Raw genomic sequence first — 14,844 nt, forward strand, 5'->3', positions numbered from 1 at the left:
GTGGATGGACGAGCCTCTCCCTCAGCGAGCGAATCAGTCAGTATGCGCAAATTGGAGTTTGATAGAGTAGTTGACACCGCTACTGGCCCGATCGGAATACACAGCTGGGAAAACCGCCCAGCATAGATATAGGGAGTACACGTTCGTCCCAACCTTGGGGAAACGCCCCGCTTAGTAGTGTGAGGATGTCTGAATAGATGCCTAGATCAGATAGTCAGGAGCAAGTTTCCGCTTGGCGGTTGGCTCCCTGCTTTTCAAAAACGGCTCTGTGGGTGCTCAGTGAGATACTCAGGCAGATTCTGCTTATGATTGGCTGCCCCGTAATCGGATAGGAATAGATAGATTCCAGACGACTCAGCTCTAGGAACCGCCCAACCTTGTTGCAGTCTGTGGGTTTTGCCAACCTTGGAAAGTACAAAAGTTCCGGAGTGTTTCACCGACCAATACTTCTTGACGCTCTAAAACCTCGTCTACACCCTGGATACCGCTGCCTGCATGGGCAGCTTCGCCAGACAGAATGCCAGGCCCTTCTAGTTTCGATTCTCTCAGTTTGTCCCTCTACTAGCGGCGGCTCTGGCCAAGGTTGTCCAATAAACGGGCATCAATCCCCCAACTCGAGTGACTGTCCAGCCGTAACCACCATCCTCGTTTTCTGACTTTGTGTGTATTCCATCTGGGAAACCGTCCGTCACTGGGCGTATGAAACCGTTCAGTTTCGAGTCGACGCCTCGACGACGGGCCGACAGTGCGGTACCGAGTCAGGCGCTATCCCTAAGTCGCCCCGTCGAGTCGCCCAAAACATGGCTTCGTTGACACGACAGACGCTCCGGAACGGCGCCATCGGCGGCGTCGCCGGAGCGGCGTTCGGCATCGTACCGATCGTAGTGCTCGTCGCACCGTTGCTCGGCGGCGGTATCGCGGGCTATCTCGAGCGCGGGGACACAACGCGCGGTGCCATCGCGGGTGCGGTGGCCGGCGTCCTCATGGCGGCGCTGAGTACCCTCGTGACCGGCGTCGTCCTGTTCGTCCGCTTCGGTGACCTCCCGTTCGTCTCGCCGGCGGTCCCCCTCGGAGGCCTAGCAATCGCGGCCGCGCTGTCGCTGCTCGCCTCGCTGGGCCAGGTCGTCGTCGCGAGCATCGGCGGCGCGCTCGGGACACTCCTCGCGGAAGACAGACAGGTGACGGCAGGAGGAGACAGTTCGGCTGGGACCGGGGATGTGAGTCGCAGTCCCGGCCGCCACTGGGCCGCTATCGCCGCGAGTCTCGTCGCCGGCGTCGTCACCTTCCTGGCGGTCGCGCTCGCGCTGACGGCGGTGCTCGATCCGTTCATCTGGCCCTCGGCACTGGTCGGACTCCCAATCGGGTTCATCGCCGGAACAGCGGTCGCCGTCCTCGGCTACCGGTTTCTCACGCGGGGCCGTGGCAGCACCATCGACTGGCGGACCGTCGGCGTCGGCGCGGTGGCGGTCGTGGTCCTGTTCGGCCTCCTGGTCGGTGGGCTGTCCCTGCTTGGCGACCAGCGGGTCGACCGGACCACGGAGAGCACCCTCGAGTACCGGGTCACGCTCTCGGCGGACGAGAGCCTCGAGAACGCCACCTTCTACGTTCCGCTCCCGCAGGTCGACGGTGAATCCGCGCTCGGCGAGCAGTTCGTCGAGAGCGCCCGGTACGACCGGTACGTCCCGGCGGTCGAGGGCTCGATGAGAGACCCGCAACCGGTGAACTTCACGTACGACATCGTCGAGACCGACCACGGACGGATGCTCGCCATCTCAGCCGAGCGGATCGAGGTATCGCGGGTGTACTACCGTGAGGTGCAAAACGAGACGATGGGCTGGCGCGAGCGGATTCCGCCCGAGGAGTACGACCCGTCGGACCCGGCGATGGGCGTCCAGCACGACGGCAGCTTCACGTTCACAGTCGCGCTCGGATCGAACGAGTCCATCGAGACGGCGGACCCGTTCGGGACCGAACCGCTGCTCGAGCCCCGGTACGAGCAGACGGACGTCGAGTGCCAGTTCGGGCGGTCGGACAGACACCGGTGCTACGAGTACGAGAGCCGGGTGTACGCGGCCTACGAGAGTCCGCCGAACGCGACGGTGTACGTCGGGACGGAGCTCGACGGTCGGAACGAGTGGTTCTCGGGGGGCTGGACCGGCAACGAGTATCGCCAGCGGACCGCCGTCGAACTCCGCGGCCCGGGAACCGGCTGGTACCGAACGCCGGGTGAACTCGAGGTCGGGAACGGACGCTACCGGGACTAGCCGGAACGCGAGGCCGAGGACTCGTTGGTCGGCGTCTCGGTCGGTTCCTCGGTGGGTTCGTCCGTGGGTTCTTCGGTCGGTTCCTCGTCGGGCGTGTCCGCTGACCCGCCGCCGGTTGACTGGCCGCCGACGAGGAACTCCAGTAAGTTCCCGACGAACGCCTCGTTGTCGGCGTCGTACACCTCGTTGTTCGAGATGAAGTCCGAGTCCGCGACGAACACCATGCTGCCGTTGCGCGCGGCGGTCACGTAGGTCCCCTCGCGGCGCGTCTCGAGGGTCCGGGTCCCCTCGGCGGCGGTCAGGAGCGTCTTCGTCTCGTCGGGGTTCCGGACGATGACCTGGCCGGCGGTGTCGAAGGTGACGGTGTCGACGCCGCGAAGCAGGGCCCCGCTCCCGGGCGGGGTGACATAGATGCTCTTGAAGTTGTTGTCGTTCGCGTCGTCGTCGAGGTTGTACAGCGCTTCGGAGCCGACCCGGAAGCCGTAGGCCCGGGCGAGTTCCGTCGGGCCGAACGACTCCTGCCGGGCCGACGAGAAGAGCCCGCCGCTGGAGCTGACTTGCGTTGGTTCCGCGAGGACCACCACGCGCCCGCCGTCGTCGACGAAGTCCTTCAGGGCATCGCGCTCAGCCGGTTTGAACGCCCCGCGGGGGTTGATGACGAGCAGGGCGTCGTGGCGCGCAAGCGTGTCGTCGTACCGGTCACCGCCCTTCCCCTTCGAGAAGTTCAGCTCGTGGCCGGCCCTGAACAGGGCGTCGCCGACGGGTTCTAAGTCCTCCTCGGAGAACCCGTTGCTGTGGCGGGTGTCGACGAGGATCGACTTCGACTCGGCGTCAGTCTCGACCGTTATCTCGCCGTCTTCGGGGTCCGCCGGATCGGCGATGGCGCCGGGCTGGAAGTGCGAGGGCGACTGGCCCTGGACGGCCTCGCTCGTGTCAGTTCCCACCACCCCGGAGCCGAGGAACCCGAAGAGGGCAGCGGCCGCGAGCAACACCACCACGACGGCGATGAAGGTGCCCAGCAGCGTGACGACGCGGCCCTCAGCCATCGGCCGTCACCTCCACGGTCGTCGTGTTGCCACGTGGGACGCCCCAGACGGCCCAGTACGTCACCGGCTGGACGAACTCATCGTTCGCCTGGCCGGTCCGGTTGACGTAGACGATGTCGCCGTCGACCCGTTCGACCTCGTTTTGCAGGACGATGACCGTCACGTCGGGACCGGCGCCGTCGTAGACGACGCCGTAGTTGTCGCCCTGAATCTCGTCGGACAGGGCGGCGGCGCGCTGGATGGCGGTGCCGCTGTCACCGATGCGGTCGGCGAAGCCGTTCTCGACGGCGGTCGCACCCAGGTAGACGTCTGCGTTCTCGACTTCCTCGCGCGAGACCGTCAGGTCCTCGCCCCGGTGGCGCATGACCGTCCCGACGAAGGCGCTCTGGAGCGTCTCGATGTCCGAGCGGATCTGGTCGCGCGACACCTGTGCCTTGTCGGGCCCGGACCGGACGAGCGCCTCGCCCTGTTGCTCGGCGTCCTCGATGAGACTCAGCGGCGCGGAGACGATGACGCCGACGCTCCCGACAGTCGAACTCGGTTTGACGATGATCTCGTCGGCCGGGGCGATGCCGTAGTACCCGCCCGAAGCCGCGACGCCCTCGACGTAGGCGACGACCGGCATCTCGCGTGCGGTCCGGTTGACCGCGAGGTAGAACTCCTCGCTCGAGTCGACCGGGCCGCCGGAGCTGTCGATGCTGAGGACCACGGCGGCGATGGACTCGTTCTGTCTGGCCTCGCGCAGCGCGTCCTGGACTGCGTTGACGTTCGCGTCGTTGGTCGACCCCCGCACCGAGATGACCGCGACTTGCTTCTGGTCGGGGCCGGAGGGCTGGACGGCCGTGATGAGGGGCGGCGCGACGGTCGCGACGACGACGATGGCGGCAGTGACGACGACGATATAGGAGGCAACGGTCGCCGGCGTTGCTCTGTCGGCAATACCCATGGCACCCCTTATGGCGTGAGCGCCGTAAAGGTTCGTCAACATACCGCACTCGCTCCCGGTCGCCGAGAGGGTACGGCCGGGCTGGCCGGGTCCAACGCCGGGCCTGTCTCACCCGAACAGCCGGTCGATCAGGCTCCGCTGGCGGTGCTTCTCGGCCAGCAGCACCGAACACTCGACGTCGTCGACCACGTCCAGCACGAGCGACCCGGAGACGAGGCGTCGCAACAGGCCCTCCTCGGTCGCCCCGATGAGGAGCATGGTCGCGTCCTCGGCGGCGCGCTCGATGGCGTCCTCGACGTCGCCCGTCTCGGGCCGGAGCGTCGCGTCGGTGAGGTCGTGTTCGGCCGCCCACGATTCGAGGAACGACCTTGCTTCGGCCTCGTCCTTGCCGACGTTGAGCAGCGTCACCTCGGAGTCGTACTCGGCCTGGAGCATCCGCGCGATGCCGGCCGAGAGGTCCGAGTCCGGGCCGCCGGCGGTCGGCAGGAGGATGCGCGAGGGGTCGAACCCGCGGTCTTTCAGGACGAGGAAGTCACAGGGGACCGTCTGGGTGAGCTCGTCCATCGCCGACTCGGCGCGGCCGGGCGACCCGTGGGAGTCGGGACCCCAGCCCATCACCACGAGGTCGGCGTCGTGAGTCCGTGCGGCGTCGAATATCTCCTCGAAGGAGCGATGCGAGAGGATGGTGTGAGTCTCGACTTCGACGCCGAACGTCTCGGCGTCCTCGCGGGCGCTCTCGAGCAGCTGGGCCGAGGTCTCGTCGATCTCGTCGGCCCGCTCGGCCGCGCTGGCAAGCGCCGTCTGGTCGGGGACGGTGATGATGTGCGTCGCGACCACGGTGCCCCCGCGCTGTTTCGCGACGGCGCTGGCGAGCGTGATGAGCTCTTTCTCGTGGGCGGGGTTCGCCAGTGGGACCATCACGCGGTACTTACCGCCGTCGGGCTGGACCTCGGCGGCCGCGTTGACCGCCGCGTCCGGAAACTTGCTCGCCTCCGAGAGGACGTGCTGGGAGAGTATGCCCTGCTTCTCCGTCCGGGTGCGGGCGTAGGCGACGTACCACAGGATGGCCGCCGCGCTGATGCCGAAAGTGAGCAGGAGGGCGGCGCTCTCGACGAACGCCAGCAGCGCGAACGACAGGATCGCACCGAGGATCGGCAACAGCGGGAACAGCGGCACGATGAACTCCGGCTGGTACTCCTCGGGCGCGACGTACCGCATCACGATGAGCGCGAAGTTCAGCAGGCCGTAGATGATGAGGTGCAGGCCCGAGGCGGCCCCGAGAGCAGCGTCAGGTCGCCCACGACGATGAAAAGCAGGATGAGCGCGCCCGTGATGCCGATGGCGCGGTACGGCGTCCCGAATCGGGGGTGAATCTCGTTAAGCGCCGGCGTGACGATGCGGTCGCGCCCCATCGCGAAGTTGATGCGCGACGACGCCAGGATGGAGGCGTTCGCGCTCGACGCGGTAGCCAGCAGGCCGCCAAAGAGGAGCGCCCCGCCCATCAGCGCCCCCTGGAGGTACTGACCGACCTCGACGACGGCGATGGGGTTTTCCTGGCCGCTCGTGATGACGTCGGCGATGAAGCCCTGCGGGACGGCCGCGCTCATGATGACGAGCACGAGCGCGTAGATGACCGTCACGATGACGACGCTCCCGATGACCGCCCGCGGGAGGTTCTTGCCCGGCTCTTTGATCTCCTCGGCGACGCTCGTGATCTGGACGAAGCCGAGATACGAGACGAAGATGAGGCCCGTCGTCTCGAGGGTGACGACGACGCTACTCGGGTCGGGAAGGTTCCCCGGTTCGGCACGGAGCGTCCCCAGGAGCGTGAACACCGCGAGGATCGCCACGAGGACGACGACGATGATGTTCTGCAGGCGGCCGGTCTCCTTGGCGCCGACGTAGTTGACGAGGATGAACAGCGCCGCGCCGACGAGCGCGGCGATCTTGACCATCGAGATGGAGACGGGCCCGAGCCCGATCGTCCCGCTGATGCCGAAGATGCGGGCGATATAGCGTCCGAAGCCGACCATGTAGAACGCGCTGGCGAAGGCCAGGCCGAGCCAGTTGGCCCACCCGGCGACCGAGCCAAAGAGCGGGCCGAGCGCGTGGTTGACGTAGTAGTACGCGCCGCCGGATTTGGGCATCGCCGTCCCGAGTTCGCTGGCCGACAGCGCCGTGAACATGGCGATGACGCCGCCGAGCACGAACGCCACGGAGGCCAGCGACCCGGCCTTGAGGATGGCCTCGCCGGGCAGGACGAAGATGCCCGCGCCGATCATCGTCCCGACGCCGATGGTCAGTGCGGCCAGCGGGCCGAGGTCCTTCGCGAGTTCCTCGTCACCCATCGTCGCCGGCCTCCGTCGCCTCGTCTGTCGCACCTGCTTCCTCGGCGTCCGCTTCCTCGCGGTCGGGCAGGACCACCACCGGCCGGTCGCTCTCGGTGACCAGTCCCAGGGCGACGTCGCCGGTGATGAGACGGACGAACCGGTTGCCGCCCCGCGGCGTCACGACGATGGCCGAGGCGTCGATGTCGTCGGCGGCGTCGAAGATGGTCTCGACGACGTCCGTGCCGTAGTAGATGTCGCTCTCGACGTCGCCGAGGACGGCCCGCGCGGCCTCGAACATCTCCTCGGCGGCGAGCTCGCGCTGTTCGACGCCGGCCTTGTCCATCGCGCCGCCGGCCTTCTCGACGACGTTGACGAGGACCACCTCGCCGTAGTCCTGGGCGGCGAGCGCCCGTGCCGACGTGACGGCGTCCTCCTCGCTCGCGACCGGTAGGAGGACCCGCTCAAGCAGGTCAGCCATGGTGGTGCCTCCGGTCGGACCGCAGCGACGGTCGCACGACGGTGGGCGACTGATACATACGCGTTCACCCGGGCGCGGACGTATTAAGCCCCAGGAATCTTCGCGGTTGCCCCGATGGAAACCCACTTCACCCGGCCGGCGCTACGGACGGAACATGAACCACGAGGTGGCGCGCCGATGTACGTCATAGTCGTCGGGGCCGGCGAGGTCGGATCGACCATCGCCGAGAGCCTCGCCGACGCCCACGACGTGGCCGTCATCGACATCGACGGCGAACGCGTCGAGAGCCTGGTCTACGAGGTCGACGTCCTGGGCGTCCAGGGCGACGGGGCCGAACTCGAGACGCTCCGGGAGGCCGGCATCGCGAAGGCCGACATGGTCATCGCCAGCACCGACGACGACGAGACCAACATCGTCACCTGCGGGACGGCAAAGACCGTCTCGGGCGCATTCACAATCTCGCGGGTGAACGCGAAGTTCCTCGATACCTGGTCGCACTCCGAGGGCGCGTTCGGCGTCGACTACATGGTCGCGACGAACCTGATGACCGCGGAGACCATCACGCGGGTCATCGGCCTGCCGGCGGCCAGCGACGTCGAGACGTTCGCCGACGGCGTCGTCCAGATGGCCGAGTTCGAGATCGGCGCGGCCAGCCCCGTCGCCGACCAGACCGTCGCCGAGGCCGACCGCTACGAGTCGCTGACCTTCGCCGCTATCCTGACCGACGACGACGTCGTCATCCCGCGTGGGGACACGGTGCTGGAGGCGGGCGACAAGGTGGTGGTCATCGGGAGTCGAGAGAGCGTCCACACCTTCGCCCACGAGGTGGCCCCCGACGTCGAGAGCGCGCGGGACGTCCTCGTCGTCGGCGGCAGCGACATCGGCTACCTCACCGCCCGGATGCTCCAGGAGCGCGGGCTTCGCCCGCGGCTCATCGAACGCGACCCCGAACGAGCCCGCGAGCTGGCCGAGGAACTGCCCGGGACCACGGTCCTGGAGAGCGACGCGACCGACCGGGAGTTCCTCGAACGCGAACACGTCGAGGCCGTCGACGCCGTCGTGGCGGCCCTGGACAGCGACGAGAAGAACCTGCTTGCGGCCCTGCTGGCCAAGCGACTGGGCGCCGACCGGGCCGTCGCCGTCGTCGACGCCGGCGAGTACGTCCAGCTGTTCGAGGCCGTCGGCGTCGACGTCGCAATCAACCCCCGCGAGGTGACCGCCGAGGAGATAACGCGGTTCACCCACGAACACGGGGCCGAGAACGTCGCCATCATCGAGTCCGACCGTGCGGAGGTCCTGGAGATAGAGGTCGACGCCGACAGCGTCCTCGTCGACCGCCCCATCCGGGAGTCCGTCGGCGACCTGCCCAAAGGGGTGGTCATCGGGGCCATCACGCGCGACGGCGAACTCGTCATCCCGCGCGGAGACACCGTCGTCCACGCGGGCGACCACGTCGTCGTCTTCGTCGACACCGACGTTCTCGACGAGGCGAGTACGGCGCTGTAGGGCTACCGCCGCCAGAACGCGCCGGTGAAGATGGCGAGCACGGTGATTATCTCCAGCCGACCGGCCCACATCAGCACGATCATCACGAGTTTCGTCGTGTCCGGCAGCATCAGGTACGACCCGAAGGGACCGAGGCGGCCGAAGGCCGGGCCGATGTTGCCGATGGCGGCCAGGCTGGCACCGATGGCCTCGAGCGGCGTGAGCGTGATGCCCACGCGGATGGCGTCCAGCGAGATGAACACGGCACCCAGGCCAAAGAGGATGAGATAGAGGAGCGTGAAGCCGGTCACCCCGCGGATGGCCTCCTCGTCGACGACGTGGCTGCCCAGGCGAATCGGGCGGACGGCCTCGGGGTGAGCGGTGTGGAACAGTTCCCGCCGGAGCACCTTGAGGACGATAAGCCAGCGGACCACCTTGATGCCGCCCCCCGTGGACCCGGCCGACCCCCCGACGAACATCGTGAACAGCAGGACGAGCTGGCCGTGGGGCGCCCACTGGGCGAAGTCGCTGGTGGCATAGCCCGTCGAGTTCAGCAAGGAGGTGACCTGGAACGCGGCCTGCCGGAGCGCGTTCTCCGGGACGCCCGCGGTTGCCCCGCCGAGCGCGAGCCGCGGGGCCGCACCGGTGAACAGCAACCCAGCGACGATGGCGGTCAAGACGGCTGTCGCGCCGGCGTAGGCCCGGAACTCGGGGTCCTCCAGCGGGCGTCTGAGGTCGCCGTCCAGGAGGTGCCAGAACAGCGCGAAGTTCGTGCCCGCGACGACGACGAAGGGGATGATGACCCACTGGACCGCCGCGGAGAAGGCGGCGATGCTGTCGGCCTTCGTGGAGAACCCGCCGGTCGGCAGCGTCGAGAACGCGTGTGCGACGGCGTTGTAGAGGGTCATCTCGGGCGCGAGACCGACGAGATGGAGCCCGTACAGCAACACGGCGAGCAGGGCCGTGAAGACGAAGTAGGCCTTCCAGAGGATGCGGGCCGTCTCGGCTATCTGCGGGGTCAGCTTCTCCAGTTGCGGGCCGGGGGCCTCCTCGCTGACCAGCTGGGCGCCGTTGACCGACAGCTCCGGGAGGATGGCGACCATGAGGACGATGATGCCCATCCCGCCGAGCCACTGGGTGAGCTGGCGCCAGAGCATCACCGCGTGTGAGTGCTGTTCGACGCCGATCGACCCCATCACCGTCGCCCCAGTCGTCGTAAAGCCCGACATCGACTCGAACAGTGCGTTCGTCGGGTCGGCGAGCGTCGAGTCGGTGCCCATCCCTGCCAGGACGTACGGGAGCGCGCCGACCACGGCGACGGCGAACCACGTGACGGCGACGAACAGCAGCGCCTCGCGCGAGCGCAGGTCGTCCCCGGCGTCCACGTGCTCCAGGGCGATGCCGGCCAGGACCGTCACGACGATGGAGATACCGAAGACGCCGACGTCCTCGCCGTAGGCCAGCGCGACGGCCAGGGGCACGAGCATCGCCACCGCGAGGAACTTCACGACGGTCCCCGTCAGGGCGATGCTCGTCCGCCAGGCGACGACAGTAGTGATTCGGTTCGACATCTCAACGGGTACTCATGTTCGGGCACGGGGGCACGTGCCGTGCGGGTTGCGTGTGGCGGTACACGGGCGAGTATGGCCCAGTGTGCCGCCCCGACCCCCTTAAAACTGGCAGAGACGCACCCGGCGGACGAACGCGGCCGCCCCGACTCGGTCCGAACATAGCGGTATAGAGCACTATTGGGGAGTATTGAGACAAGGGAAAGGCTCTTATCCCACAGGAGTAGACTGCCCACCCATGGCACGTGAATCGTATCAGGAGCTGCTCCAGTCGCTCCGGGAGGACGTCCTCTACATGTCCGAAGTCGTCCTCGAGCGGTTGCAGATGGGGCTCCGTGCGCTCGAATCGAAGGACGAGGACCTCGCGTGGGACGTCATCGAGGGCGACGACGAGGTCAACCAGCTCTATCTGGACCTCGAACAGGACTGCATCGACCTGCTGGCACTGCAGCAACCGGTCGCCTCCGACCTCCGACTCATCGCCGCCTCGTTCAAGGTCATCACCGACCTCGAACGCATCGCCGACCTGGCGACGAACCTCGGCGAGTACTCGCTCGAGGCCGAACGCGACGTCTTCCCCGAGGTGGACATCCAGGCCATCGCCGACGGCGTCGTCGACATGATCGAGGAGTCGATGATGGCCTACGCCGAGGAGGACGCCGAGCGCTGTTACGCCATCGCCGAGATGGACGACGACATCGACGAGCGCTGCGAGGCCGCCTCCGAGACGGTCGTCCGTGAACTCATCGAACGGGAGATAGACGCCGAATCCAGCGATGCCGAGATAGAGCAGATGATGGCCGACGTCTCGCGCCTCCTCCTGACGATTCGGGACATCGAACGCGTCGGCGACCACGCCGTCAACATCGCGGCGCGCACGCTGTACATGGTCGAGAACGACGCCGACCTCATCTACTGAGTGCGACCTACCGCGGCGCCTCCGGCCCGTCGGTGCCCACCAGTCCCTCGTCCGTGATGCTGAACTGGGCGGTGTCGCCGGCGGGCTTGGCGCGGTGTTTCTCCAGCGTCGCCCGGCGGTTGCCGCCCCGATAGCGGTCGAGTCGGAGAATGGCCCCCGACCAGTGGTTCAGCGTGTGCCCTCCCAGCGCCGTCGGGCGGTCGCTGTCGGGGTCGGTGAACACCTGGTTAGTAAAGAGGACCGCGACGTCGTGTTTGCGGGCCAGAGAGAGCAGGTGGGTGATCTGCCGAGCGACGTCCCGGAGGGTCTCGCCGCCGTCCGCGTCGGTCCGGCGCAGGCGGTAGAAGCCGGTGGCGCTGTCGAGGACGACCAGTTCCACCTCGGCGGCGAACTCGGCGGCGTCCTGGACCGCCTCGGCCTGCTCGTCGTAGTCCAGCACCTCCGAGACGATGAGCCGGCCCGCCAGGTCGTCGACGGTCTGGTCGGTGCCGGCCGCACAGCCGGCGGCGACCTGGCGCAGCCGGTCGGCCGAGAGCCCCTCGGTGTCGATGTAGAGGGCGGCGTCCCCGCCCGCGGCGACTTCCAGCGCCGCCGAGAGCCCGAGGTTGGTCTTGCCGGACGCCGGCGGGCCGTACACCTGCGTGACCGCGCCGCGTTCCAGTCCCCACCCAGGAGGTCGTCGATGGGCCCGCACCCGGTCGAGACGTACTCGCTCACAGCAGGGGGTTGGTCAGGTTCGGATAAAAACGCTCGCACCTGGCTCCCGCCGGACGCCGCAATCGAGTTTGGAGTCTCGGATACTCAGATTGTGCTCCTGGCAGATACGTCGCGCATGGACGTTCGGTCCGCACCCGGGTCCCTCCAGCTCCCGGTCGCGGCGGTCGGCCTCGTACTCCTCACGGGGCTCGTCTGGCGCGGTGTCTGTGTGTGGCGAGAGGACGTCGACTTCGTCGTCGTGGCCGGTATCTGCTCTCGCGGTGAGTATCACCTCGCCACGCGGTCTGGCAGGCCGACCCAGCAGGCGTAAGTTCCCCTCGTACCAAGGGACGGCAGTGATAGTCGTCGCCACGGAGGACTTCGAGGTGTACCACGGCGTGGTCAACGAGCTGCGCGACCGTGGCGTCACCTTCACCACCATCGAACCCGGCGACGAGTGGCCCGACCGCGTCGACGTCGCCATCGTCGCGACCGACGAGGCCGTCGACGTGCCAGCAGGCGTCCAGGTCGTCGAGGCCGACCCGGAGGACCCGCGGAGTGCGGTCGAGGCGACCGTCGCCACGCTCCGGGGGACCGACGGCCGGACCGTCGTCGGCATCGACCCCGGCGAGCGACCGGGCATCGCCGTCCTGCACGGCGACGTGGTCGTCGCCGCGTTCCAGGTGCCCGCGGCGCAGGCCGGCGACGTCGTCCGGGCGGAACTCGAGGACGCCCCGGACCCGCTGGTCCGCATCGGGGACGGCGCCCGCCTGGTTGGCGCGCGCATCATCGACGACATCGAGGACGTCCCGGTCGAACTGGTCGACGAGTCCGGGACGACGCCGTATCTCGGGCGCGGCGCCCGCGGCATGGGCGACGTGCTGGCGGCGGTCAACATCGCCCGCATGGACGGTGAGGAGGTCGCGAGCCGGACCATCGAACCGACCGCCGGCGAGCTCCAGCGCATCAAGGACCGCTCGCGCGAGGAGAGCGAGACGAACCGCGCCATCGACGAACTGCTGGCCCGGCGGGTGGCAGTGGGCGATCTCACCATCGCGGAGGCACTGGCCGAACACCGCGGTGACGAGGACGGCGGGAGCGAGGAAACGGACGACACGGGCGACGCGGACCCGACCGCAAGCGGCGGCGTGGCCGACCGGGACAGTTAGGACTGGACGGTCCGTTCCGCCCGGCGCATTACCTCCCGAATCGTCAGCCCGGTGGCCTCGGCGACGGCCGCCGCGTCGTCGTACTCGGCGCTGACGTCGTAGACCGCGCCCGTCTCGTCGGCGGCAACCTTCACCGTCACCTCGTGGGACTCGCCGTCGACCGAGAGTGCGACCGTCTCGAACTCGCGGTCGGCGATCCAGCGGTGGCCCGCGCCGTGCTCTCTGATGCCCAGGGTCCCGGTCTCCGCGGCGAGCCGGCGGGCGACAGACTGGGCCCGTTCGGGCTTGCAGACCACCTTCACGAGGTGGCCCGGTCGGGACTTCTTCATCGTCGTCGGCACGACGGTGACGTCGCGTGCGCCGACGGCACCGAGCGAGCGCTGCAGGTCCCCGAGCACCTCCGGCGAGACGTCGTCGACGTTCGTCTCGAGGACGGTGATGTCGTCACGGCGGAGGCTGCCGCTCGTCTCGCCGACCATCGCCCTGAGGACGTTGGGCCGGTCGGACACGTCCCGGCCGCCGGCGCCGTAGCCCGAGTCGGCGACGTTCATCGGCGGCAGGGTCTCGACGCCCTCGGCGACGTAGGCCAGGATAGCCGCGCCCGTCGGCGTCAGGAGTTCGGCCGCGACGGGGCCGCCGGCCAGCGACCAGTCGGCCCGCTCGGCGATCTCGACCACCGCTGGCGTCGGCACCGGGTAGGTGCCGTGGCTCATCTCGACGGTGCCCTCGCCGGCCGACACCGGCGTCGTGACGACGCGCTCGACGTCGAGGTCCGCGAGCAGGAGCGCGGCCCCGACGACGTCGGCGATGGCGTCGTCGGCACCCACTTCGTGGAAGTGCGTCTCGGCCAGGTCGGTCCCGTGGACGGCCGCCTCGGCGGTCCCCAGAATCTCGAAGATGGCGAGCGCGTCGGCCTCGACGCCGTCGGGGAGGTCCATCCCCTCGACGATGTCCACGACCTCCGTGTAGGTCCGGGCCGGGCCGTGCCCTTCGGCGTGCGTGTGGGCGTGGTCCAAATCGTCGTGGCCGTGCGTGTGCTCGTGGTCCGAGTCGCCGTGGTCGTGCGTGTGGGCGTGCCCGGACCTCCCGTCTGTGTCGTCGTGGTTCGCTGTGTCCCCGGTCAGCAGCACCTCGACGCGCGTCGCAGCGACGCCGCTCCGGTCGACCGTCGAGACGTCGTAGGTCACGTCGAGGGCCTCCTCGACGGGGTCGAGGGCGGCGCGGTCGGCGCCGGCCGCTATGAGCGCACCGAGGACCATGTCGCCGGCGGCGCCCATCCGGCCGTCGAAGGCGAGTGTTCGCATACGCGAGGCGAGGCGCCGGGCGGCTAAAAATCCACGCTGTCGGCGCTCACCGCTGCCTGACGATGTGGACGTCGAAGGCGTCGTCGTCGCCCACCTCGGTCATCGGCACGACGACGTCCTCGGTGTCGTTGCTGCCGAGGAAGAGGACGCTGGCATCGACGTCGCGGGCCACCTGCGTGATGGTCTCGGAGAGCTCGGAGGCCGAGTACGCGCTGAAGTCCTCGTAGCGGAGCTCGGCGTCGTCGGTGGCCTCCTCGATCTTCCGGCGCAGGTCGCTCGCCGCCGTCTCGGCCGCGAAGTCCTCGGTCGGGTCGACGCGGCGGCGCCGCTGTGCGTAGTCCGAGCCCGTCGGGACGAGACTCACCGCGACGACGTCGGTGTCGAGCGCGGCGCCGTAGGTCACGGCGCGGTCGAGTGCGGTTTCCGCCTGGGGCGACCCGTCGAACGGGACGAGAAATACCATACCCGGCGTATCGGGGCCACCCCTATCAAAGACGGCGGTGCCGGCAGGTCCTGTGGACGACTCCGCGACGCCGCCGCGGACGGGACCTGACGCCGTGCCGTCCGGCACGACGTGCGCCCTGATAGCACGACACGTAAATATCCGTCGCCGTCCCCTCGTGGCCGCCGGTAGCATAA

Annotated in this window: 11 protein-coding genes and 2 pseudogenes; 5 read left to right on the forward strand and 8 right to left on the reverse strand. The window is 68.3% G+C overall.

Translation table 11 applies throughout. From position 1 onward, the window contains the following. The first annotated feature begins 800 nt into the window (after nt 1-800). Complete coding sequence (locus P1N55_RS06295) at nt 801-2,264, forward strand: DUF5518 domain-containing protein (protein ID WP_276278091.1); 1,464 nt, start codon at nt 801-803, stop codon at nt 2,262-2,264. Here P1N55_RS06295 and P1N55_RS06300 read toward each other — a convergent pair. The 4 genes and pseudogenes from P1N55_RS06300 to P1N55_RS06320 all read right to left on the reverse strand — a co-directional run bounded on the left by P1N55_RS06300 (nt 2,261) and on the right by P1N55_RS06320 (nt 7,064). After that, entirely contained in the window at nt 2,261-3,310 is a 1,050-nt protein-coding gene (locus tag P1N55_RS06300) for a DUF4350 domain-containing protein (RefSeq protein ID WP_276278092.1), read from the reverse strand. The genes P1N55_RS06295 and P1N55_RS06300 overlap by 4 nt on opposite strands. Next, the gene (locus P1N55_RS06305) at nt 3,303-4,256 is read right to left on the reverse strand and encodes a S49 family peptidase (RefSeq protein ID WP_276278093.1); all 954 of its coding nucleotides are present in this window, start codon (nt 4,254-4,256) and stop codon (nt 3,303-3,305) included. The genes P1N55_RS06300 and P1N55_RS06305 overlap by 8 nt, the downstream gene beginning before the upstream one ends. A gap of 108 nt (nt 4,257-4,364) precedes the next feature. Next, nucleotides 4,365-6,604 (reverse strand): annotated as a pseudogene (locus tag P1N55_RS19645) (amino acid permease). After that, nucleotides 6,597-7,064, reverse strand: a complete 468-nt coding sequence (locus P1N55_RS06320; protein ID WP_276278096.1) for a universal stress protein — start codon at nt 7,062-7,064, stop codon at nt 6,597-6,599. Before P1N55_RS06320 ends, P1N55_RS19645 begins: the two are co-directional and overlap by 8 nt. Before the next feature lie 177 nt (nt 7,065-7,241). Between P1N55_RS06320 and trkA the strand changes: the two genes are divergently transcribed. Beyond that, nucleotides 7,242-8,570, forward strand: a complete 1,329-nt coding sequence (gene trkA / locus P1N55_RS06325) for a Trk system potassium transporter TrkA (RefSeq protein ID WP_276278097.1) — start codon at nt 7,242-7,244, stop codon at nt 8,568-8,570. 2 nt (nt 8,571-8,572) lie between these two features. On the opposite strand, the gene P1N55_RS06330 is transcribed toward trkA, so the two are convergent. Next, a complete protein-coding gene (locus tag P1N55_RS06330) occupies nt 8,573-10,120 on the reverse strand; it encodes a TrkH family potassium uptake protein (protein ID WP_379690202.1) in 1,548 nt (515 codons plus the stop codon). Nucleotides 10,121-10,355: 235 nt separating this feature from the next. Here P1N55_RS06330 and phoU point away from each other — a divergent pair, with 235 nt between their 5' ends. After that, nucleotides 10,356-11,036, forward strand: coding sequence for a phosphate signaling complex protein PhoU (gene phoU, locus P1N55_RS06335; RefSeq protein ID WP_276278098.1), 681 nt, complete (start codon nt 10,356-10,358; stop codon nt 11,034-11,036). 7 nt (nt 11,037-11,043) lie between these two features. Here the strand turns inward: phoU and radB are convergent. Then, nucleotides 11,044-11,753, reverse strand: a pseudogene (gene radB, locus P1N55_RS06340) (DNA repair and recombination protein RadB). Nucleotides 11,754-11,868: 115 nt separating this feature from the next. Between radB and P1N55_RS06345 the strand changes: the two are divergent. Continuing rightward, nucleotides 11,869-12,063: a hypothetical protein gene (locus tag P1N55_RS06345; RefSeq protein WP_276278099.1), complete on the forward strand. Its 195-nt coding sequence runs from the start codon at nt 11,869-11,871 to the stop codon at nt 12,061-12,063. Nucleotides 12,064-12,088: 25 nt separating this feature from the next. Next, a complete protein-coding gene (locus P1N55_RS06350) occupies nt 12,089-12,901 on the forward strand; it encodes a hypothetical protein (protein ID WP_276278100.1) in 813 nt (270 codons plus the stop codon). On the opposite strand, the gene larC is transcribed toward P1N55_RS06350, so the two are convergent. Beyond that, nucleotides 12,898-14,205: a nickel pincer cofactor biosynthesis protein LarC gene (gene larC / locus P1N55_RS06355; protein ID WP_276278101.1), complete on the reverse strand. Its 1,308-nt coding sequence runs from the start codon at nt 14,203-14,205 to the stop codon at nt 12,898-12,900. The genes P1N55_RS06350 and larC overlap by 4 nt on opposite strands. A gap of 46 nt (nt 14,206-14,251) precedes the next feature. After that, nucleotides 14,252-14,668 (reverse strand): universal stress protein, encoded by a 417-nt coding sequence (locus P1N55_RS06360; RefSeq protein WP_276278102.1) that lies wholly within the window; start codon nt 14,666-14,668, stop codon nt 14,252-14,254. Nucleotides 14,669-14,844 lie beyond the last annotated feature (176 nt).

It is taken from the genome of Haloarcula regularis (assembly GCF_029338315.1).
GTDB lineage: Archaea > Halobacteriota > Halobacteria > Halobacteriales > Haloarculaceae > Haloarcula > Haloarcula regularis.

Excerpts from the sequence above, each read along its gene's own strand:
- P1N55_RS06295 (WP_276278091.1), top strand. The coding sequence starts at position 801 with ATGGCTTCGTTGACACGACAGACGCTCCGGAACGGCGCCATCGGCGGC.
- P1N55_RS06300 (WP_276278092.1), bottom strand. The coding sequence starts at position 3,310 with ATGGCTGAGGGCCGCGTCGTCACGCTGCTGGGCACCTTCATCGCCGTC.
- P1N55_RS06305 (WP_276278093.1), bottom strand. The coding sequence starts at position 4,256 with ATGGGTATTGCCGACAGAGCAACGCCGGCGACCGTTGCCTCCTATATC.
- P1N55_RS06320 (WP_276278096.1), bottom strand. The coding sequence starts at position 7,064 with ATGGCTGACCTGCTTGAGCGGGTCCTCCTACCGGTCGCGAGCGAGGAG.
- trkA (WP_276278097.1), top strand. The coding sequence starts at position 7,242 with ATGTACGTCATAGTCGTCGGGGCCGGCGAGGTCGGATCGACCATCGCC.
- P1N55_RS06330 (WP_379690202.1), bottom strand. The coding sequence starts at position 10,120 with ATGTCGAACCGAATCACTACTGTCGTCGCCTGGCGGACGAGCATCGCC.
- phoU (WP_276278098.1), top strand. The coding sequence starts at position 10,356 with ATGGCACGTGAATCGTATCAGGAGCTGCTCCAGTCGCTCCGGGAGGAC.
- P1N55_RS06345 (WP_276278099.1), top strand. The coding sequence starts at position 11,869 with ATGGACGTTCGGTCCGCACCCGGGTCCCTCCAGCTCCCGGTCGCGGCG.
- larC (WP_276278101.1), bottom strand. The coding sequence starts at position 14,205 with ATGCGAACACTCGCCTTCGACGGCCGGATGGGCGCCGCCGGCGACATG.
- P1N55_RS06360 (WP_276278102.1), bottom strand. The coding sequence starts at position 14,668 with ATGGTATTTCTCGTCCCGTTCGACGGGTCGCCCCAGGCGGAAACCGCA.